Genomic DNA, 19145 nt, shown 5'->3' with positions numbered 1-19145 from the left:
TTAAAAGCACACATTATTAGAGGGGGAGAGAAAGTGGATACAACTTTTTTGATGAACAGTTTATGGGTCATGGTTAGTGCAGTCCTTGTCATTTTCATGCTTGGCGGATTCATTATGCTGGAGGCAGGGTCTACCCGAATGAAGAATGCCGGCCATATCGCGGGGAAGACCATTTTTACATTCGGTCTTGCCTCACTCGTCTTCTGGGCAGTCGGCTTTGGGTTCATTTTTGGTGACAATGGTAATTTCTTTACAGGATTATCGCACTTTTTTTATTCAGGGTATGAAATTGAAGGAATGAGTCTTTCCTCATCAGTGTTTTTCCTCTTCCAGCTTGCTTTCGCAGGCATCTCCATCACGATTGCCCTTGGCGGCTTCGCAGAAAGGGCAAAGCTTTCAATCTATCTGATATTTACGGTTCTGTTTTCAGCACTTGTTTATCCGGTGGTTGCCCATTGGATCTGGGGCGGGGGATGGCTGGCTGAACATGGGAAGCAGGACTTTGCCGGCTCCACTGTTGTTCACCTGACAGGGGCAATGGCGGCATTGGCAGCGACCCTCCTTCTTAAACCAAGGATCGGCAAATATAATAAAGATGGCTCTGCCAATAATATCTACGGACATAACCAGGTGTTCACGGCCCTTGGGGTATTGATTCTCTGGATCGGCTGGTTTGGATTCAATGCAGGAAGCACGGTTTCTGTTGATGGAGCATTCTTTGGCTTTGTTGCCTTGAATACCAATCTTGCCGCCGGGGCAGGGGCGGTCGCGGCACTCCTGATTTCATGGATTGCCCTCGGCAAGTCAGATATCACAACAATGCTGAATGGTGCCCTGGCCGGCCTGGTTGCCATAACAGCATCCTGTGCCTTCGTTGACACATGGGCAGCTGTTCTCATCGGATTTGTAGCAGGAGTACTTGTCTTTTATAGTGTCCGATTCTTCGAGAAGCTGAGAATCGATGACCCGATATATGCCCTCTCGGTCCATGGTGCGGCAGGGGTATGGGGCACATTGTCAACCGGATTCTTTGCCACCCCGGAATTGGCCACAGTCGGCCAGCCCGGATTGTTCTACGGAGGAGGCTTCACACAGCTCGGAGTCCAATTCATGGGTGTTGCTGTATCTGCCATCTATGCATTTGCCGTATCATTTGTCATACTGCTTATAGCGAAAAAGGTTATGAATGGCTTGCGTGTATCTGAGGAAGAAGAAATTATGGGCCTTGATGTCAGCGAGCATGGCAGCTATGGGTACCCGGAGGTTTTTCTTTCTAACGATAACAAATTGTCTTCATGAGCATAGCGTAGGCCCTCTTTATGAGAGGCCTTATGTTTCGCAAATAAGAAAATATTTTCTTTAACTTCGATTACTGTCTAGCTCCAGCGCCTACCCCCTCGAGGTCACAAGCCAGTCCTGCCAAAAAGGCAAAGAACGCCTTTTCGGCAGGATCGTCTTGAGGCCCCCAGGATGGGGGTCATGCAGACGTTGCCACAGGACGTGGCGCTCTTAGTCTGCGTTCCTTTAGGGTGAGCAAGGCGCTTGCGCTTTTCTTATTACCAAGGGAGTGCGTTTGTATGCAGGATTTTCAGTCGTATGCAGAAATCAGGGAATGGAAGGACAGCCGCATTTCCATGGCTGCCTCCAGTACAGCCAGAATAAATGAAATCCATGATGAAGCAATGAAATACGTATTCAGGCATTCTGTGCAAAAGGTCGGAAAAAGGCCGCAGGATTCGGATTTTGTCTGGTTTGTGACCGGCAGCGGAGGCAGGCTGGAGCAGGGGATTATCAGTGACCAGGACCACGGCATCGTCTTTAAAGGGAGAGTGGGGGAAGCTGCGTATTTTGAGGAGCTGGGGCAGGAAGTTTCATATGGCCTGGATGAAGCAGGCTATCCTTATTGTGAAGGCAAGGTAATGAGCAGCAACCCGTTGTGGCGGAGAACAGCAGAAGCTTGGAAAGAGCAGCTGGAGCAATGGATTGAGGAGGAGAGCTGGAAGTCGATCCGGTATCTGCAGATTTTTTATGATGCAAGGTCCCTGGAAGGAACCGGAGCATATATCAGCGAGCTTAAGTCTTATGTGCACACTAATATGATGGTCAGTCCCAGGCTGTTGAAAAGACTTGCGGAGAATAGCATGCATATAAAACCGGCTGTAGGTCCCCTGGGCCAGATCCTTGCCGAGGAAAAAGGGAAATATGAGGGATGCATAGACTTGAAGCAGACTGCATTCCTTCCTTATGTCAACAGCATCCGTCTATTGGCGATGAAGGAAGGGCTTTTTGAGACCTCCACTCTCGAAAGGATCAGCAGGCTTGCAGAAAAGGCAGAATATGGGGACATGCTGGAAAAGGCAGACCGCAATTTCCGCCTACTGCTGTCTTACAGGGCATCAATGTTCTCCAGTGCCGGCTCTTATGAAGCTTCACACTATTTGAATGTAAGAAAGCTTTCAAAGGAAGAGCGGGCCAAGCTCCGCAATATTCTGAAGGGCGGAAAAAAGCTCCATCAATTTGTACAGGCCAAGATCGAAAAGGGTGTTCAATAATGGGCTTTGACAGCATGTTCCAGATGATGAAAGGGCTGCCGGGGAAACTGAATTCCGGTGTATTCGGTGGGATGCAGGGCGGGCAGAATTCCCAGCAGCAGGCCTTCCTGCGCAGGCTGAATAAAGAGATACGGGCAGAGGAAGCGCTGTCGGTGCCGCTTGACAGGATGGAGGCAGTCGTCATGGATATTGAAACAACGGGTTTTTTTCCTGATCAGGGAGATGAGATTATCTCAATAGGGGCGGTTAAGATAGAGAATGGGACGGTAAATGCGGAGAAAGAGTTTTATTCCCTGATCAGATATGAAAAAACACTTTCACCGCAGATTGAACAGCTTACAGGCATTAAGGATTCCCAGCTCAAGGAGGCGCCGCCGCTGCCTGAAGTGCTGATAGGGTTCTTTGAATTCTGCGAAGCGCGGACCATCATAGCGCATCATGCCCAGCATGAGAAGAGCTTCCTGCAGAATGCGAACTGGAAGCATTTTAAGGCGCCTCTTAAGCACAGGATTATAGATACCTCTTTTCTGTACCGGATTGCTGAGCCGGAGCTTAACCTGCAGAGGCTGGAGGATCTGTGCGGCCATAACGGCATTCCGGTCATGGAGCGCCACCATGCTTTGGGGGATGCCCGCCTGGCTGCTGAGCTTTGGTGCTGTTATATAAATAAGGTCCGGAGTAAAGGCTGTATGACTCTGAAAGATGTATATGAAAGGGTCGCTTCATTATAGCGGCATTAAAGGTGCGGTCAATGCCGCGCCTTTTTGCATCTCTTTATTTCCTTTTTTAACCAGAAAGGGGGTTTAACTGTCATTTTTCCCTCGAAAATACTAGAATAGGAAATAGATATAAGAGTGTTAAAAATTCCAGCTTTCTATTTGAAAGCAAAAAAATATAAAGGTGATCAAAATGAATATAAACAAAAAAGGACTGCTGGTCGACGTGGAAACAACAGGCCTGGCTCCTGGCGGTGACGAAATCATCGAGCTGGCGTTTATTCTGTTTTCATATGATGGAGCTACAGGTGAAATCCTCCAGGTTGAGGAACAGGAGTCTTTTCTGAGGGAGCCGCTTTCAAGCAGGGCACTGAGAAATTACAGCAGTGCCTACCGGATTCATGGGATTCCATTTGAAATGGTAAGAGGGCAGGCTTTCCATGATGAGTCAGTCCAGTTTTTCCTTAATAAAGCCGACTCTGTATTTGCTCATAACGCATCATTTGACAGAAGCTTCATGTATCAGATGTATCCTGAAGTAAATGACCTTAAATGGTATTGCACTATGAAGGGAGTACAGTGGAAAAAATATGGCTTTGCCAACAGCAAGCTGGCGACGCTTCTTTCCGCCCACAATATTACAGATCATCAAACCCACAGGGCGATGGACGATATTACATATCTGATGGAGCTGATGAAGCAGCAGAACCCGAACGGCGGCCTGTTCTTAAAAGAGGTGCTTGATAAAGGGCCGATGAGAAAATATCAGCCCGCGAAAAAACCTGGGAAAACTTATTCATGGAGTGCCGGCAGCAGCTTTGATCCGCCCTTCAATTAATCTATTTAACGAAACCGCCATTAAGGCGGTTTTTTATTATAAGTAAATAATGCAATTTTCCATTTTTTGAGAAAGGATTTATTGATATAATGAAAACATTACAAAAATAAAAACAAAGAGGTAAAACTATGTTATTGACAGACAATGTAGTTATTCTCCGGACCATCACCGAAGAAGATTTGCCCCGATTATGGGAGCTTGCCTTTAAGGAAGAGGACCCGGAGTGGAAAAAATGGGACGCACCCTATTTTGAGCACAAATCCCTGACGTTTGCTGAATACGAGCAGAGGAAGGAGCAAGCAGTCAACCAGGAGGATATGCTGGCCATCGAAATCAACGGCAAAATAGAAGGGACTGTCAGCTATTATTGGGAACATGAGCCGTCTCTGTGGCTGGAGATGGGAATCGTCATATATTCGCCGGAATATTGGAACGGCGGTTACGGGACAAGGGCATTGAAACTATGGATCAGCCACCTTTTCCGAACAAAGCCGATTGCCAGGACCGGCTACACCACCTGGTCGGGGAATGAGCGGATGGTCAAGGTCGGCGAAAAGCTGGGGATGACGATGGAAGCCAGGCTTCGGAAATGCCGAATCTACAATGGTGTCCATTATGATTCAATACGGATGGGCCTTTTGCGTGAAGAGTGGGAGACTAATCCCGTCTTTCAACGGGCGGGGTCAGCTGCTGGAGAATAATTACTAAAAATGAGAAACGGAAGTATGTCCAATGAATAACATAAAAGAAAAATTTAAGGGAGCGTTTCCGGAAATCGAAACGGATCGCCTTCTGCTCAGAAAAGTGAAACTGGAAGATGCGGCTGATATCCTCAGGTATCTTTCTGATCCTGAAGTGACGAAATATTACGGAATTGAGCCATTCGCTGATTTGGAGGATGCGCGCTCTGAAATCGGCTGGTATGAGCGCATATTGAAGGAAGGCACGGGCGTCCGCTGGGGAATTTCTTTAAAGGGCGGAAAAGAGCTGATTGGAAGCTGCGGATTTTTGAATATGGAACCGGGCCATTTCCGGGCAGATATAGGGCTTGAGCTGGATCCTGCCTATTGGAATCAGGGAATCGGCACCGAGGCAATTGAGGCGATCATCCGGTATGGCTTCGAGAATCTGAATCTGATGAGGATCCAGGCGCTGATTGAACCTGCAAACCTCCAGTCCCAGCGCCTCTTCGGAAAATGCGGCTTTATCCGTGAAGGACTATTGAGGAATTACGAGTATACCTGCGGGAAGTTTGATGATCTGCTGATGTTTTCAATCATTAATGCCGATCATCTAGGCCCAGGGTCTTAGAAGCAAATAATACCAGAGTTCGTTCTTTAAGGGAGCATTGTGGCTGTATGATTATGGAGAAGGGCAGCACGGTCGCCACTGCGCATTTCCCTTCATTTTTTTCAGGAGGGAAAAGAAATGGGCCATCGCCAGGTATTTGTACTGCTGACCGATACAGGAACTTTATTCACAAAGCTGATCCGGATTTTTACTGGAAAAGAACTCAATCATGCGTCCATCTCATTTGATGAAGGGCTGCTGGATGTGTACAGCTTCGGGAGGATTAATCCTGCAAATCCGTTTTCCGGAGGATTCGTGAAAGAAGATGTGCGCGCGGATTTGTTTGCGAACGCCCGCTGCGCGGTTTATGCCTATACGGTGAGCGAGCAGGAGTATGGCAGGATGCAGGAACAGGCCGCATTTTTTGAAGAAAACAGACATCATTATAAATATAATCTCCTCGGTTTGTTTGCCGTGCTGTTCAACTGGGAATATAACAGGTCCAATGCCTTCTTCTGCTCTGAATTTGTCGGAACCATCCTCAAGGAAACTGGCGGATGCCGGGTGGAAAAGCCTGTATCACTGCTCAAGCCGCATGAACTGGAGAAAGTCTTTTCGCTTCATCTTGTATATAAAGGCTGTCTGGCTGATTACCTGCAGGCAGATTCAGCCCGGGAAAGCATGGATGCTTCCATAGCTTGAAAGGAAGCCAGCCTTGTATAGGCTGGCATTAGCGTTTTATGCTGGGCCCGTAGGATGCGGGTCATGCAGGCGTTGCCACAGGACGTGGCGCTCTTAGCCTGCGTACCTTGATTTGAACAAGCGCCCTCCGCATTTCGATTGTCCAGCTGCGGCGGCTAGAGCCTCGAGTCATAAGCCAATCAGGCCAGAAGGTTAAAGAGCAACCTTCCGTCCTGCTCGTCTTATGCTTGTCGGCTCTGAACAAGCCGCCTCCGCATTTCGTATTGTCCAGCTCCGGACGCTAGCCCCTCGAGTCATAAGCCACTTCAGGATTGAAGGCAAAGAACGCCTTCTATCCTGAAGCGTCTTATGCTTGTCGGGGCTGAACAAGCGCCCTCCGCATTTCGATTGTCCAGCTGCGGCGGCTAGAGCCTCGAGTCATAAGCCACACTGGAATTAAAGGCACAGAACGCCTTTTATTCCAGCGCGTCTTATGCTTGTCGGCTCTGAACAAGCCGCCTCCGCATTTCTTTCAGTCCGCGTCAGTCTTGCTTTTTTGGTCTTTGTTGTGTTTATTCCCTTTGCTGTTGTCGCCGCTGATTGGCTCGGACAGGCCGGCGCGCGGGGAGTTTTGGTTATTGCTGCCTTTATTATACTTTTTTGTCATCGCTTTTCCCCTCCTTATCTTAAGTTCATCATTATCATCCCATCAAAAATCTTTTATATGCAGCGGCTGAAGGGGATGCCTGAATTACCCGCTTATGGCTGGGGTGCTCTGACAGGCTATGCTATAATGTAGGCAAAATGCTAAACGAGGTGAATGATTTGCTGGAAACGATACTGGTATGTGTAAGCAGCCCTCAGCATGCTGAAACGCTCATTCAAAGGGGCAAGCTCCTTGCCGATGCATTTAAAGGGAAGTGCTATGTATTGTCAGTGCTCCCGGGGCAGGAAAAGGACCTTGATTTCAACCAGATACAGACGAAAATGCTGTTCGAATCACTGGCTGAAAAATACGGCCTTCCAGCCATCCAAAAGTATAAGAACGGACAAAAGGTTTCTGACTTAATCGCCGAAACAGTGCGGGAGAAGTCCGCCACTCAGATCGTCATGGCCCACGCCATTCAGAGCAAATGGGAAATGGTCGTCAAGCATTCCCTCGTCAATCATCTGTTCGAGCTTCTAGAAGGCGTTGACCTCCATCTTGTTGAAGTAAACCGCGATGTCTACGATCCGGCAGGTGAATGGGATAAAGGCATAGAAGCTTCTTTGGTAAAAGAAGAAGGCAGCTATAAAATTTCCTTTGATGATAACGGAAAGGAAGGTACTCTTGGCATCTTTTTCAGGGAGCTGTCTACCGACTTTTCCAATGGCTTTTTTGTAGCAGGTGGTGGAAAGGATCAAAAAGTCATTAAAATCCATAATGGTGCCGCTGCAGAAGAAGCAGTGGAAAAGGACTGAGCAGCGCTGCAGCATTAAAAAACCAAACACAGGAAGCAATGGGCGGCAAATAGTGCCGCCTGTTTCTTTAACGCAGTAAAAGGGCCCTTGCATGGGGCCCTTTTTTTGCTTTTGGGGGATGTGCCCGAACTAAATGGATGAAATCCCATATACAAGTAGTATAAGGGCCAAGCGTCTTAAGCGGCGCACCATCAGCCGATACAAACGCCCTTTTAAGCCGGGATAGGGATTAGCCCTCACTTGCCGGCTTAAATATCATATTAAATAGTATAAGCGCTCGGAGGGGGTGAACTGTGTTGGATGAACTAAACAACAGGATGGCTGAGCTATCGAACCAGCTTGTAAGCCTTAGAGTCAAAGACCTTTTAAAGCGGAATCAAAGCGATGAAAGCGGATTGAAAAAGAAAAACCTGTCAGATGAGGAAAAAACGCGTATCCGCAATCTTGTAAAAGATCTGGAGCAGCAAGTTAAAGAATTTGTTGAAGCACAAAATAAGAAAAAAGATTCCGCTGAGGAAGAGCCTAAGAAAGAAGCCAAACGCACTTTTAGGAAAAAAAGCCGCTAAGGCAAAAAATTAAAGGGAGAGATTACATTGTTAAGTGGAAACTATCGTCCTAAGGTAGAAGATGTTTATTGTGAAAGTAATGCTGCCGGCGCATCATGCCATAACAGCGGATGGAATGCCCTTGATCCTTCATCAAGCCATCCGATGGGCATTTTTGACAGCAGCGACAGAGATGTAAAAGATGTCGTGCAAGGCACCAATATGGGCCAATTTTCTAGAGAGTCCATCGTTCTTAAAAACTGCCTCAATGTTGAAGTGAATTCAAGTGAAACCCAAGTTGCCGCATCATTGCAGGCAGCCCTCGTTGTAGCCATCGTAATTGTCATCAATATCTCAATTGCTGATGGAGGCCAAGCTGAAAGGATCACTGAAGATTTGCTTCAATTTACACAAATCAACCAATCTAACCGCCAGAGCGTATATATTGAAAATGCGAAAGACTGTACTGTAAACCTTGAAGATACTCAAGTAGCCCTGACACTCAACCTGCTGATCCAGGTACTTCTTGCGCTGGTTATTGAACTGGAAATCCTGTAATCAGGCAGTCTTACAAACGCAGACTTATTCAACCCTACCTCCTTTAATATAATTATATGCGGCATAAGGAATTTCCTTGTGCCGCTTTTTTTTATAAGATAAGAAAGTATCTTCTTTATTTTCGATTACTGTCCAGCAGCTGCGCCTGCGGGTTATGCCTGCACTGCCGCAGGAGGCGGCGTACTTAGTCTGCGTTCCTTTAGGGACCTGGGCGCTTGCACTTTTCTTGCAGGATTTGGACCCGGAGAGAATGAGAGCTATAATATACCTATTGGCACAGCTTCCGTTATCAAATGTTTGATGTAATTTCTTACTTACTTCACAATTTAGAGATATAGTATCCTGTATACAAGGAATCTGTATGAAAGAGGGACAAATAATGAAGAAATTTTTATATGTTTTTATCCTTGCTGTAATGTTACTTGCAGCCTGCGGAAATAATTCTGATGACAGCAGCCAGGGGAACGGGGGACAAATACCGGAAATCCTTGAAGCAAAGCTTGATGTTCCGGAAAGAGTGGAGCTGAATGAAGAAATAACCCTTTCTGTCGAGGTAGTGCAGGGAGAAGAGGCTGTCGAGGATGCAAATGAAGTGAAGTTTGAAATCTGGCAGGAAGGAAACCAGGATGAGAGTGAGATGCTTCCTGCAGAACATACAGGCAAAGGAATATACCAGGCTTCCAAGACCTTCGGCAAGGATGGCGATTATATGGTCCAGGTCCATGTGACAGCAAGGGATATGCATACTATGCCAAAAACTGAGGTACAAGCCGGTGAGGGTGGAGAAGCTGACAATAGCGCTGAGGGAGAAGCCGCTCATGAACATGGGAAAGATGAGGGGCATGACCATGCGTCAGGCGGAGAAGAGGCCAACCACAATCATGGTGAGGCTGCAATCAGTTTCATCAAGCCGGATCACATCCATATGAAACAGGCAGCGAGCCTTGAGGTCCAGGTGCACAAGAAAGATGGGGCCCCTCTTGAAAAAGCGCTTGTTAAGCTTGAAATCATGAAAGAAGGAAAAGAAACTCCTGAGTGGGTGAACCTGACAGAATCAGGTGAAGGCAAATATGCTGCAGAGCATACTTTTGCAGAGGCGGGCAGCTATACAGTGACTGTCCATGTGGAAAACTCAGAAGGGCTGCATGAACACTCGGATTTTCCTCTGACAGTCAATGAATAGGGAAGCGAAACGGCAGCTCTGGGGCTGCCGTTTTTTCCTGCGTAAGGGTAAAAAGGCGTCAGATTCAGGAGGCAGTGATATGATGTATAGGAGAAAAACCTGCAGGATGGTGGAAATATGACAAAGACACATTTGAACTTTAACACTTCAATCGGAGTGAAAAAACCTAACAGTATTCGTGACAAAGAACAAGGCTGCCCTTTCTGTGAAAGAGAAAAGCTGACCGATATCCTTGCATTCGAGGATAATATCATTCTGCTGAAAAATAAATTCCCTGTACTCGAAAATACCCTGCAGACCGTTTTGATTGAATCAGACGAATGCAGCGGGGATATCTCAACATATTCGTTAGAGCATCTGGAAAAGCTGCTCAGCTTCGGATTAAAGAGCTGGATTGAAATGGAAAACAACGGCCGCTTCAAATCTGTCCTGTTTTTTAAAAATCACGGGCCGCTCTCAGGGGGGACCATCGCGCACCCGCATATGCAGATTGTCGGGCTTAATGAAGTGGATTATACAGAGAATATCAGGAAAGAGGAATTTGAAGGACTTGTCATCAGCCAAAAAGGCAAAACGCTGCTCAATATTTCAACAGCACCAAAAATCGGTTTTTATGAGTTTAATGCAAAGCTTGGAGGCATGGATGAAATCGGTGCTTTTGCTGTTTATATTCAGGCAGCGGTCCGCTATATCCTTCACAGCTTCCCATTTAAGTGCACCAGCTATAATTTATTTTTCTATAAACTCGAAGATGACATCTATGTCAAAATCGTTCCGCGGTTCGTAACAACGCCTATTTATATCGGTTATTCGATTCCGCAGGTCCCCAATAATCTGGAATGGATGAAAGAGGATATCCGCAGCAGGTACTTTGGCAGCTTCCCTGCTGGAGACTGATCCGGCAACTGAGAAAGAATAGTGAAAAATGAAATAATATCCAGAAGCGTTAAACAAGTTGTGATTTGTCTCTTAAAAAAATATAATGAAGAATTGTAGTAGATTTTTTGTTTGGGCAGCCTGCGCAGCGTAAAGCAAGCCCCTTCCGCTTTTCTATAAAAGGAGACGATTATGACTTCTAAAAATAATTCTAGTTATCGTATAGATTTTGGGTTGATATTGATTTTGATGCTGCTGTGCCTGGTCAGCTGCATTTCGATTTACAGCGCGCAGACGACGGGCCAGTATAAAGACAATTTCCTTCTGAAGCAGATTGTTTGGTGGGTGGTCGGGGCCGGCATTGTTGGAACGGTTATGACGCTTGATTCTGATCAGCTGAAGAAGATTTCCTGGTATGCCTATGGGCTGGGAATTGCACTGCTGGGATTTCTGATCGTGGCACCCTCGGGGATTGCACCTGTCATAAATGGAGCAAAGAGCTGGTATACCTTCCCTGCCGTAGGGTCCCTTCAGCCTTCCGAGGTTGTAAAAGTTTTTATAATCCTGGCTCTGGCAAGGGTGATAACAGACCATCATCCGAAGTATCGGATCAAGACAATCCAAACCGACCTCTGGCTGCTGGTGAAAATCGGTGCAGTCACGTTCCTGCCGCTCATGCTGGTGATGCAGCAGCCTGACTTAGGGACCAGCCTTGTTTTCATTGCAATCATGATCGGGATGATCTTCATTTCGGGAATTACGTGGAAGCTCCTGCTCCCTATATTCGGCGGGGGTATTACCTTGATTGCCGGCATTTTCTACCTCGTGCTCTGGCACCCCGATCTGCTGGAAAAATATCTGGGCGTCAAACAGTACCAGTTCGGCCGCATCTATTCCTGGATTGATCCCTATAATTATCAGGGGACGACCGGATTCCAGCTGACGCGCTCCCTGCTCGCCATCGGTTCCGGGGAGACAAGCGGAAAGGGCTATGGCACAAGGGAAGTCTATCTTCCTGAAAGCCATACTGATTTTATTTTCAGTATTGTCGGGGAAGAGTTCGGGTTCATTGGGGCGAGTGTCCTGATCAGCCTGTTTTTCCTGCTGATTTATCATATTACGAAAGTGGGCATGGAAACGAAGAATGACTTTTACACATATATTTGTGTCGGGGTCATCAGCATGATCACCTTCCATGTATTCCAGAATATCGGCATGACGATCGGCCTCCTGCCAATCACGGGAATCCCGCTTCCGTTCGTGAGCTATGGGGGAAGCTCGCTCATGGGCAGCATGCTTGCCATCAGCCTGATTTTCTCCATCCGCTACCATTATAAAAAATATATGTTCTCCAGCAGCGATTAAGGACAGGGAAATCCCCTGTCCTTTTTATTCTATAACCCCTGATTCAAGTATCTCCACTTTGCTTGTGATCTCTACACTCATGCGCTTATATTCGTCTTCCCACTTTTTATAATCGAATCCCCTTGTTTTGCTTTTAACAATAGAGCCAAATCCCACCGGGTCAATGCCTTCTTTTTGGAAGCGGGTGATGAGGGCTCCTGTTTCCTTGTTTATGAGACTCTGGAAGTTTTTCTCGACCTCTTTGATTTCTTTGATGGTAAGCTGCTTTCCGGAGTATTCGCGGATGATCCCTTTTATGCTGATCTCGACTTTGAGCTTATAGGGCTCCCGTTTAATGATTTTAATTTTATGCTTTGAGGTAATGCTTTTGATGGCTGCCTGATCATTCCCGATTTTGATCTTATAGGAGCCCTCGCTGTATTTGTCCACTAAAAGCTTAAAAAAGAACATTTTATCAGGCGGGAGCTCGTCTACCACCTTATCAAATTTAAATAAGGACATTCCTGCAATTTCCACTTTATCCTTGCCGATATTTTTCAGCTTAGGCAAATAAGCTGTTTTGCCCTGCTGATAGAAAGATGCCAGGAAGATTTGGAGATTGCTTTTAGGAACATCCCGCTGTTCCATATTATGCTTGAGAAGGTTGGAGATATAAATGGCATTTCCCCTTGTACCATATTCTCCTTTCATAATATCGCCGGCTTTATCATCCGCAACTGCCAGGAATACTCTGGCGCCGATGCTGGCATCCCTCTGGAAAGAATCAAGGACATCAATGATCCCCCTTTGTGTGAGATCCTTTCCGAATACCCCTACTTCCAAGCTTCCAGTCACCAAAGGTTCAGATGACTGGCGCTGCATTTCCAGCAGCAGATCCCTGCTCAAAGTGGAAGTGCTGGTAAACGTAACATTTTTTACAGGCTGGTCTGGCAGGTAGACAGGGATAAGGGCGGTGCCCTTCAATTCATCTTCTTCCCAATCATAAGCAATCCCGCTTTCGATATTCAAATCATCAATAATTTCTTTTTCCAGGCACCCGGTCAGGAGCACACAGACGGCAATGAGCGATAAACAATGGGGTAATCTCATTTTTTCCTCACCTTCTTTGCAATAAGGCTGCCGGCAAACAGCAAAGGAACATAGCCGTAATTAAAATAGAAACCAAATTGGGAAGAGATATTATTGAGAAGATCAATCTGCTCCCTGGTCTCAAATACATTGGTGACAGCAAGGCAAATAAGGATGATGCCAATGACGTTCTTGCGCTGACGGATGCCTGCGACACGTTTAACGATTCTGCTTGCCGCCCAAATCGCCAGGCAGGCATTCGGGAGGATGATCAAATTCCAGTTGGCAATCCCAATATATTCAAACCGTTCAACAAATGGCATTTCAACGATTTTCCACATTGTCAATGTTGCCCAGACAGTTTTCTGCAGCTGCTTTTCAGAAAAATAGCCAAAGGTAATGATTGTCAGGATGGCATACAGTGAGGTTGTGGTGAAAATGGCGAGATGGGCCCATTTTTTCGATTTGCCTGGATCCTTTAAAAATGGATAGACAAGCAATAAGATTTCATAGCCAAGATAGGTCAGCGACATATCCCTTGCTGCCAATGCAAGTTCCTTAATGGAATGGTCCAATACAGGAAAAAGATTGCGATAATCGCTGAATGGGATTGCAAAGGCGAAGGTAAGCATCAGATAGCTGGGAAGAATGGCGCCAAGAAAGGCAACGCCGGTGACTGTCCGCAGCCCCCCGCTGACTACATATGCTGCCAGAACCAGAAAGCCGAAAGAAAACCAGAAGGTGCTCAATTCCGGGAATAGCCAGACTTGGATGACTTCGATATATGTCCTTAAGATTGTAGCAGTCAGCAGGATATAATAACCAGAAAATATCAGGCTGACCAGCTTTCCAATTTTCTTTCCAAAAACGAATGAGTTGATGGATATTAAATCTCCTCCTGCATTTTCGGCTGTCTTATACATCATCCAGAGTATGATATGGATAGAGGCGCCGGCCGCGATGACTGACATCCATGCATCATAGCCGGCTGTTTTGGCAATGATCCGCTGATATCCAAGAACCCCGATGCCTATCTGTATGGACACAATAATATAAAATATCAGGAAGGGAGATATTTTCACATTTTCAGGCAAGGACTGCTTCATAGCCATAACCCTCCGTTTTACTCATCAATGTCTTTCTTTTGCTGAGCCTTCTTTTTGGAAAAACGCTTCGGCTGCTCAGCCCGGACATATACCGGCCTTTTTGACTGCTTTGAAAATGGCAGGCGGATGAGCGCGTCCTTTAAATCCGGGACTCTGAGAGGATAGATCGGCTCAAGGAATGGCCGGCCCAGCGATGTCAGCCTGATCAGATGCGTCATAAGGATGCAGAAGCAAAATACAATCCCGAGTAGCCCCCATAATTCAGCCAGGAAAAGGAAGGGGAACCGCAAAAGGCGGATTGTATTGCCCATCCGGTAGACTGGTGTTGTAAAGGACGCCAGGGCAGAGAGAGCTACGATGATGAGAAGGACATTGCTCGTCAGGCCGGCTTCAACTGAAGCGGTCCCGATGACGATACCCCCTACGATACCGATCGTCTGGCCAACCTTGGTAGGAAGCCGCGCACCGGCCTCACGGAGCAGTTCTATAGTCAGCTCAAGGAATAGTGCCTCCAGGATAGGCGGCAGCGGGATCTCCCTTCTGGAAGTGATCAGCGTGCTCATCAGATCCTTTGGTATCAGTTCATAATGGTACGACAGTGTCGCAACGTAGATGGGCGTGATCAAAATAGAAAAAGCAACCGCAAACAGGCGGACAAGCCTGAAGAAGGAGGATAGATACCAATTCAAATAATAGTCTTCAAAAGAACTGAAATATTCCACAAGCGTAGTCGGGCATATCAGCACTTGAGGGGAGCCGTCCACCACTATGGCGATTTTTCCTTCTGCAAGAATGCCGGAGACCCGGTCTGGCCTCTCCGAATCCAGGATTTGCGGAAATATTGTGTTCTGGTTGTCGGCTATGATTTCGACGATATAAGAGCTGTCCATGATATGGTCAATCTCAATATCCTTCAGGCGCTGCCGCACCGTGTTGACATTCTCAGTGTCGGCAATTCCTTCGATATACAGGACGGCGACCTTCGTTTTCGAAAGCTTTCCGATTGTATACTGCTCGATAATCAATTCTTTAATGGACAATCTTTTCCGGATCAGGTTCAAGTTCTGGTCAATGGCTTCTACAAAGGCTTCCTTCGGGCCGATGACACTGAACTCCACCTCAGGCTGGGTCAGGCTTCTGACAACTTCCTTCTGGGCTGCAACAAAAGCGAAGTGCTTCACTTCTGTTTCAATCGTCACCATAACGTAGCCATTGAACAGTTTTTGTTCAATTTCTGAAGGGTCCTCGGATACACTTACATCTGGAATAGGAATAATCTTTTTGACATCCTCAATCCGGGTGAACTCCTCTCCCTGAAGGTAAGGAAGGACCCCTTTTTGAAGAATGCTCTCATCCACAAGTGTGGACATAAAGGAAAAACCGAATCTCAGTCCCGTTCTCTGGTTATAATAGAAAGTCTTTTTATAGTCCTCTGATTTAACAAGTGATTCTTCCCAGTCCTTAAACTCAACATCTTTTTGGATGCGTGGCTTTTTCATCCAGCTTTTCTTTTTCACTCATATCACCGCATCTTTTTAGCGTTACCGATATTGTTGCCGAAATTGGAATAGTTATGAACGGATGCTAATAAAAAAAGGATCCGTTTCCGGATCCTTTTGGCTGCTATATAGAAGAGGGGGCTTCTGTTAAGCGGAAATATCTTATTTAATCATGAACTTTTCAATATCATCAAGCATGAGATTGGCTGCAAGCACACCGCCTGCTGTATTCCAGATGGTATCATCCACTTTATACACATTCCCTGCCTTGGCAACTTCAAGATTCTTGAAGAGCGGGTCTTCAATCCATTCTTTCTCCACCTCTGTTGCTTCGCCGTCCCCTTCTTCATAGGTAAAGTAGAAGAGTGCGTCTCCGTCCATGGCCGGAATCCGTTCTTTTGTGGCGTTCTTCTCGGCGAAATCATCAACATCCTGGCTTTCAGGACGGGCAAAACCGATCTGGTCAAGAATGACACCTGAGAAAGAATCTTTATGATAGATGCGGACATCCCCGGCCATGAAGCGGACCATTGAAATTTCCTTGTTTACATCTTCGCCGAGTTTTTCCTTCAAATCTGCGATGCGCTGATCATAATCGGCAATGACCTGCTTGCCTTCTTCCTCTTTATTGATTGCTTTGGCATAAAGCTCGAAGTTTTCCTTCCAATTGCCGCGCAATGTTTCCGCAAAGACGGTCGGGGCAATGGACTTCAGCTGATCGTAAATTTTCTCCTGGCGCATTTTGTTTCCGATGATCAAGTCTGGCTCAAGAGCTGCGATGGCTTCCACATTCACTTCGCTTTCAAGTCCGACAACCTGAACATCTTTCATTTGGTCTGAAATGTGGTCATACCAGGGATCGCCTGTCCAGGACTGAACAGCTCCAACAGGAGTGACGCCCATGGCAAGAAGTGCCTCAGTGCCTTCGTTTGTCAAAATGACAATTTTCTCAGGTGTCTTCTCTATTGTTTCAGTTCCCATTGCATGTTCTACCGTGTAGCTTGTATCTTCGCTGCTTCCGGATGAATCCTTGCTGTCTGTCCCTTCATCCTCGCCAGCGCCGCCGCAGGCAGCCAGCATCAGGATGGCTATAAGTGAAAACAGGCCAAGATAAATTTTGCTCAGCTTCATGTATGTATCCTCCTAAAAATGTTGTTAATTGATAATCATTTTCAATGGCTTTTTTATCATAAAATGAAAGCGTTCAAGCTGTCAACCAGTAAATGAAAATGATTCTCAAAATCATTGACAGAGTATGCCGATTACCCTAGACTTATCAATAGAGAAAAAGCTGTCATTTGTTTATAAAAGAGTGCAGAAAGGTTTACGCCGAATGCTATTAAAAAAAACAGGACATAAATGGCTCGGGCTGTTTATTTTACTTCTAATACTTCTATTACTAATGTGCGCGAGCATAGTGTATGGCTATACAAATACTACCTGGAAAATGGCTTTCGAGGCTTTTTCCGCTTTTGATGGATCGAATGAACACATTATCCTCCAATCAGTCCGCCTTCCGCGGGCGCTGATAGGTGCTGCTACAGGAGCAAGCCTGGCGATTGCCGGTGCGCTCATGCAGACGCTGACAAAGAATCCGCTCGCATCACCGAGCGTTTTTGGAGTGAATGCAGGCGCCGGCTTTGCAGTCGTGCTGGCCGTATCTGTGTTCTCCGTCTCAAGCCTCCAGGCGTACACCTGGATCTCTTTTGCAGGAGCAGCTGCAGCCGCTGCAGCAGTGTATGGAATTGGCTCTGTCGGGCGTGAGGGTCTTACTCCTATGAAGCTGACGCTGGCAGGCGCCGCAATGAGCGCCATGTTTTCAGCCTTCACCCAAGGGATGCTTGTGGTCAATGAAGCGGCGCTGGAACAGGTGCTCTTTTGGCTTGCAGGATCAGTTTCAGGAAGGAAGCTGGAGTCACTCACAGCTGTACTGCCCTATTTTGCGGCAGGCTGGATTGGATCCCTGCTCCTTGCGAAAAAACTGAATGTCATATCAATGGGCGAAGATGTTGCCAAAGGGCTGGGCCTTCGCACAGGCTGGACAAAGCTATTCGCTGGTGCCGTGATCATCCTTTTGGCTGGCGGCGCTGTTGCTGTAGCGGGCCCGATTGTTTTTGTCGGCATCGTCATCCCTCACCTGGCAAGGGCAGTGGTGGGACTCGACCATCAATGGGTGATTCCATTTTCAGCCATTATGGGGGGAATCCTTCTTGTAGCTGCAGATATATCTGCCAGGTACATCATCATGCCGCAGGAAGTCCCTGTCGGTGTCATGACCGCCATCATCGGCACCCCGTTCTTTGTTTATATCGCTAGAAGGGGGTTTGGCAGCTGATGTCCAAGTATATGAATTTCAGGATCTTCAAGGGCAGGATATCCATCCTGGCCGACCGGAAATCACTTTTTACCATAGTCATTCTCGCTGCCGCTGCTTTCCTTGTCTTTCTTTTCAGCACAGGCACGGGGGAGATGAAAATAAATCCGCTCAAAGTGCTGCAGGTCCTTTTTGGCGGAGGGACGAACATGGAGCAGCTGGTCATCAAGAACTTCCGACTGCCAAGGATCATTGTTGCCCTTATGGTGGGAATAGGGCTTGCCATTGCCGGTGGCATTCTTCAGGGGATGATCAGGAACCCGCTTGCTTCGCCTGACATCATCGGGATCACCGGAGGCGCATCTGTCGCCGTTGTGGCCTTCCTGGCGATATTCAGTGATGAAAACAATGCCTTGACCGTAAGTATAGAATGGATGCCTGTTGCCGCTTTCGCAGGTGCCGCATCCATTGCTTTCCTTGTCTATCTTCTGGCTTGGAAAAACGGATCATCACCGATCAGGCTGGTGCTGATCGGAATAGGGATATCAACCCTCACCCAGGCGCTTACTAATCTGATGATGATCCTTGGCCCCATCCATCAGGCTTCACAGGCCAATATCTGGATAACGGGAACTGTCCACGGATCGAATTGGGATAATGTTAAGATAATTGTTCCATGGATCATCCTATTATCAGCGCTCGCCTTGATTTTTGCCCGAAACCTGAACATCCAGGAGCTTGGGGATGATGTGGCCACCGGGATCGGCGGAGCAGTGCAGCGCCACAGATTCATCCTGCTGATGCTCAGCACAGGCCTGATCGGAGGATCTGTTGCTTTCGCGGGGGGAATTGGGTTTGTCGGGCTCATGGCTCCCCATATCGCTAGGAGGCTCGTCGGATCATCCTTCGGTGCCCTCCTGCCAACTGCCGGCCTGATTGGCGGCATACTTGTAATGGCGGCCGATCTGATCGGCAGGACACTGTTCTCGCCACTCGAAATCCCGGCAGGTGTGTTTACTGCCAGCATAGGGGCGCCGTATTTTATTTACTTATTATTTAAAACCCGAAATGGATAGCATATAAAAACATAGGA

General features: G+C 47.0%; 20 protein-coding genes. 15 read left to right on the top strand and 5 right to left on the bottom strand.

Annotated elements, in window-relative coordinates; genetic code table 11:
• Positions 1-33: 33 nt before the first annotated feature.
• From ACQCVH_RS09945 to ACQCVH_RS09915, 7 genes are all read left to right on the top strand, one after another.
• Entirely contained in the window at positions 34-1299 is a 1266-nt protein-coding gene (locus ACQCVH_RS09945) for an ammonium transporter (protein ID WP_426835531.1), read from the top strand.
• 278 nt (positions 1300-1577) lie between these two features.
• Positions 1578-2552 carry a DUF294 nucleotidyltransferase-like domain-containing protein gene (locus ACQCVH_RS09940; RefSeq protein WP_426835530.1) on the top strand — a complete coding sequence of 325 codons (975 nt, stop codon included), beginning with the start codon at positions 1578-1580 and terminating at the stop codon, positions 2550-2552.
• Positions 2552-3283 (top strand): exonuclease domain-containing protein, encoded by a 732-nt coding sequence (locus ACQCVH_RS09935; RefSeq protein WP_426835529.1) that lies wholly within the window; start codon positions 2552-2554, stop codon positions 3281-3283. Before ACQCVH_RS09940 ends, ACQCVH_RS09935 begins: the two co-directional genes overlap by 1 nt.
• A gap of 178 nt (positions 3284-3461) precedes the next feature.
• Positions 3462-4106 carry an exonuclease domain-containing protein gene (locus ACQCVH_RS09930; RefSeq protein WP_426835528.1) on the top strand — a complete coding sequence of 215 codons (645 nt, stop codon included), beginning with the start codon at positions 3462-3464 and terminating at the stop codon, positions 4104-4106.
• Between the two features lie 128 nt (positions 4107-4234).
• A complete protein-coding gene (locus ACQCVH_RS09925; RefSeq protein ID WP_426835527.1) occupies positions 4235-4807 on the top strand; it encodes a GNAT family N-acetyltransferase in 573 nt (190 codons plus the stop codon).
• Positions 4808-4838: 31 nt separating this feature from the next.
• Positions 4839-5417 carry a GNAT family N-acetyltransferase gene (locus tag ACQCVH_RS09920; protein ID WP_426835526.1) on the top strand — a complete coding sequence of 193 codons (579 nt, stop codon included), beginning with the start codon at positions 4839-4841 and terminating at the stop codon, positions 5415-5417.
• 117 nt (positions 5418-5534) lie between these two features.
• Positions 5535-6098, top strand: coding sequence for a hypothetical protein (locus tag ACQCVH_RS09915; RefSeq protein ID WP_426835525.1), 564 nt, complete (start codon positions 5535-5537; stop codon positions 6096-6098).
• Positions 6099-6609: 511 nt separating this feature from the next.
• Here the strand turns inward: ACQCVH_RS09915 and ACQCVH_RS09910 are convergent.
• A complete protein-coding gene (locus ACQCVH_RS09910; RefSeq protein ID WP_257992313.1) occupies positions 6610-6744 on the bottom strand; it encodes a hypothetical protein in 135 nt (44 codons plus the stop codon).
• A 149-nt stretch (positions 6745-6893) separates the two neighbouring features.
• On the opposite strand from ACQCVH_RS09910, the gene ACQCVH_RS09905 reads away from it, so the two are divergent.
• The 6 genes from ACQCVH_RS09905 to ACQCVH_RS09880 all read left to right on the top strand — a co-directional run bounded on the left by ACQCVH_RS09905 (position 6894) and on the right by ACQCVH_RS09880 (position 12065).
• On the top strand, positions 6894-7538 hold the full coding sequence (locus tag ACQCVH_RS09905) for an adenine nucleotide alpha hydrolase family protein (RefSeq protein WP_426835820.1): 645 nt from the start codon (positions 6894-6896) through the stop codon (positions 7536-7538).
• Between the two features lie 296 nt (positions 7539-7834).
• Positions 7835-8104, top strand: coding sequence for a hypothetical protein (locus ACQCVH_RS09900; RefSeq protein WP_426835524.1), 270 nt, complete (start codon positions 7835-7837; stop codon positions 8102-8104).
• Between the two features lie 27 nt (positions 8105-8131).
• Positions 8132-8641: a spore coat protein gene (locus ACQCVH_RS09895; RefSeq protein WP_426835523.1), complete on the top strand. Its 510-nt coding sequence runs from the start codon at positions 8132-8134 to the stop codon at positions 8639-8641.
• Positions 8642-9020: 379 nt separating this feature from the next.
• Positions 9021-9824, top strand: a complete 804-nt coding sequence (locus ACQCVH_RS09890) for a FixH family protein (protein WP_426835522.1) — start codon at positions 9021-9023, stop codon at positions 9822-9824.
• 117 nt (positions 9825-9941) lie between these two features.
• Positions 9942-10721: a DUF4931 domain-containing protein gene (locus tag ACQCVH_RS09885; RefSeq protein ID WP_426835521.1), complete on the top strand. Its 780-nt coding sequence runs from the start codon at positions 9942-9944 to the stop codon at positions 10719-10721.
• A 171-nt stretch (positions 10722-10892) separates the two neighbouring features.
• Positions 10893-12065 carry an FtsW/RodA/SpoVE family cell cycle protein gene (locus ACQCVH_RS09880; protein WP_426835520.1) on the top strand — a complete coding sequence of 391 codons (1173 nt, stop codon included), beginning with the start codon at positions 10893-10895 and terminating at the stop codon, positions 12063-12065.
• 24 nt (positions 12066-12089) lie between these two features.
• Here the strand turns inward: ACQCVH_RS09880 and ACQCVH_RS09875 are convergent, their stop codons facing one another.
• The 4 genes from ACQCVH_RS09875 to ACQCVH_RS09860 all read right to left on the bottom strand — a co-directional run bounded on the left by ACQCVH_RS09875 (position 12090) and on the right by ACQCVH_RS09860 (position 16869).
• The gene (locus tag ACQCVH_RS09875) at positions 12090-13154 is read right to left on the bottom strand and encodes a Ger(x)C family spore germination protein (RefSeq protein ID WP_426835519.1); all 1065 of its coding nucleotides are present in this window, start codon (positions 13152-13154) and stop codon (positions 12090-12092) included.
• On the bottom strand, positions 13151-14239 hold the full coding sequence (locus ACQCVH_RS09870; RefSeq protein ID WP_426835518.1) for a GerAB/ArcD/ProY family transporter: 1089 nt from the start codon (positions 14237-14239) through the stop codon (positions 13151-13153). Before ACQCVH_RS09870 ends, ACQCVH_RS09875 begins: the two co-directional genes overlap by 4 nt.
• Before the next feature lie 17 nt (positions 14240-14256).
• A complete protein-coding gene (locus tag ACQCVH_RS09865; RefSeq protein WP_426835819.1) occupies positions 14257-15738 on the bottom strand; it encodes a spore germination protein in 1482 nt (493 codons plus the stop codon).
• A gap of 162 nt (positions 15739-15900) precedes the next feature.
• Positions 15901-16869 (bottom strand): ABC transporter substrate-binding protein, encoded by a 969-nt coding sequence (locus ACQCVH_RS09860; RefSeq protein WP_426835517.1) that lies wholly within the window; start codon positions 16867-16869, stop codon positions 15901-15903.
• A gap of 202 nt (positions 16870-17071) precedes the next feature.
• On the opposite strand from ACQCVH_RS09860, the gene ACQCVH_RS09855 reads away from it, so the two are divergent.
• A complete protein-coding gene (locus ACQCVH_RS09855) occupies positions 17072-18073 on the top strand; it encodes a FecCD family ABC transporter permease (protein ID WP_426835516.1) in 1002 nt (333 codons plus the stop codon).
• The gene (locus ACQCVH_RS09850) at positions 18073-19128 is read left to right on the top strand and encodes a FecCD family ABC transporter permease (RefSeq protein WP_426835515.1); all 1056 of its coding nucleotides are present in this window, start codon (positions 18073-18075) and stop codon (positions 19126-19128) included. The genes ACQCVH_RS09855 and ACQCVH_RS09850 overlap by 1 nt, the downstream gene beginning before the upstream one ends.
• The last annotated feature ends 17 nt before the right edge of the window (positions 19129-19145 follow it).

This window comes from Bacillus infantis, assembly GCF_050107595.1.
GTDB lineage: Bacteria > Bacillota > Bacilli > Bacillales > Cytobacillaceae > Bacillus_AB > Bacillus_AB infantis_C.
The sequence above is the reverse complement of the archived record's forward strand: the minus strand, read 5'-3'. Positions and strand labels throughout refer to the sequence as shown.

Excerpts from the sequence above, each read along its gene's own strand:
- ACQCVH_RS09940 (WP_426835530.1), top strand. The coding sequence starts at position 1,578 with ATGCAGGATTTTCAGTCGTATGCAGAAATCAGGGAATGGAAGGACAGC.
- ACQCVH_RS09935 (WP_426835529.1), top strand. The coding sequence starts at position 2,552 with ATGGGCTTTGACAGCATGTTCCAGATGATGAAAGGGCTGCCGGGGAAA.
- ACQCVH_RS09930 (WP_426835528.1), top strand. The coding sequence starts at position 3,462 with ATGAATATAAACAAAAAAGGACTGCTGGTCGACGTGGAAACAACAGGC.
- ACQCVH_RS09925 (WP_426835527.1), top strand. The coding sequence starts at position 4,235 with ATGTTATTGACAGACAATGTAGTTATTCTCCGGACCATCACCGAAGAA.
- ACQCVH_RS09920 (WP_426835526.1), top strand. The coding sequence starts at position 4,839 with ATGAATAACATAAAAGAAAAATTTAAGGGAGCGTTTCCGGAAATCGAA.
- ACQCVH_RS09915 (WP_426835525.1), top strand. The coding sequence starts at position 5,535 with ATGGGCCATCGCCAGGTATTTGTACTGCTGACCGATACAGGAACTTTA.
- ACQCVH_RS09910 (WP_257992313.1), bottom strand. The coding sequence starts at position 6,744 with ATGACAAAAAAGTATAATAAAGGCAGCAATAACCAAAACTCCCCGCGC.
- ACQCVH_RS09890 (WP_426835522.1), top strand. The coding sequence starts at position 9,021 with ATGAAGAAATTTTTATATGTTTTTATCCTTGCTGTAATGTTACTTGCA.
- ACQCVH_RS09885 (WP_426835521.1), top strand. The coding sequence starts at position 9,942 with ATGACAAAGACACATTTGAACTTTAACACTTCAATCGGAGTGAAAAAA.
- ACQCVH_RS09880 (WP_426835520.1), top strand. The coding sequence starts at position 10,893 with ATGACTTCTAAAAATAATTCTAGTTATCGTATAGATTTTGGGTTGATA.
- ACQCVH_RS09875 (WP_426835519.1), bottom strand. The coding sequence starts at position 13,154 with ATGAGATTACCCCATTGTTTATCGCTCATTGCCGTCTGTGTGCTCCTG.
- ACQCVH_RS09870 (WP_426835518.1), bottom strand. The coding sequence starts at position 14,239 with ATGAAGCAGTCCTTGCCTGAAAATGTGAAAATATCTCCCTTCCTGATA.
- ACQCVH_RS09865 (WP_426835819.1), bottom strand. The coding sequence starts at position 15,738 with ATGAAAAAGCCACGCATCCAAAAAGATGTTGAGTTTAAGGACTGGGAA.
- ACQCVH_RS09860 (WP_426835517.1), bottom strand. The coding sequence starts at position 16,869 with ATGAAGCTGAGCAAAATTTATCTTGGCCTGTTTTCACTTATAGCCATC.
- ACQCVH_RS09855 (WP_426835516.1), top strand. The coding sequence starts at position 17,072 with ATGCTATTAAAAAAAACAGGACATAAATGGCTCGGGCTGTTTATTTTA.
- ACQCVH_RS09850 (WP_426835515.1), top strand. The coding sequence starts at position 18,073 with ATGTCCAAGTATATGAATTTCAGGATCTTCAAGGGCAGGATATCCATC.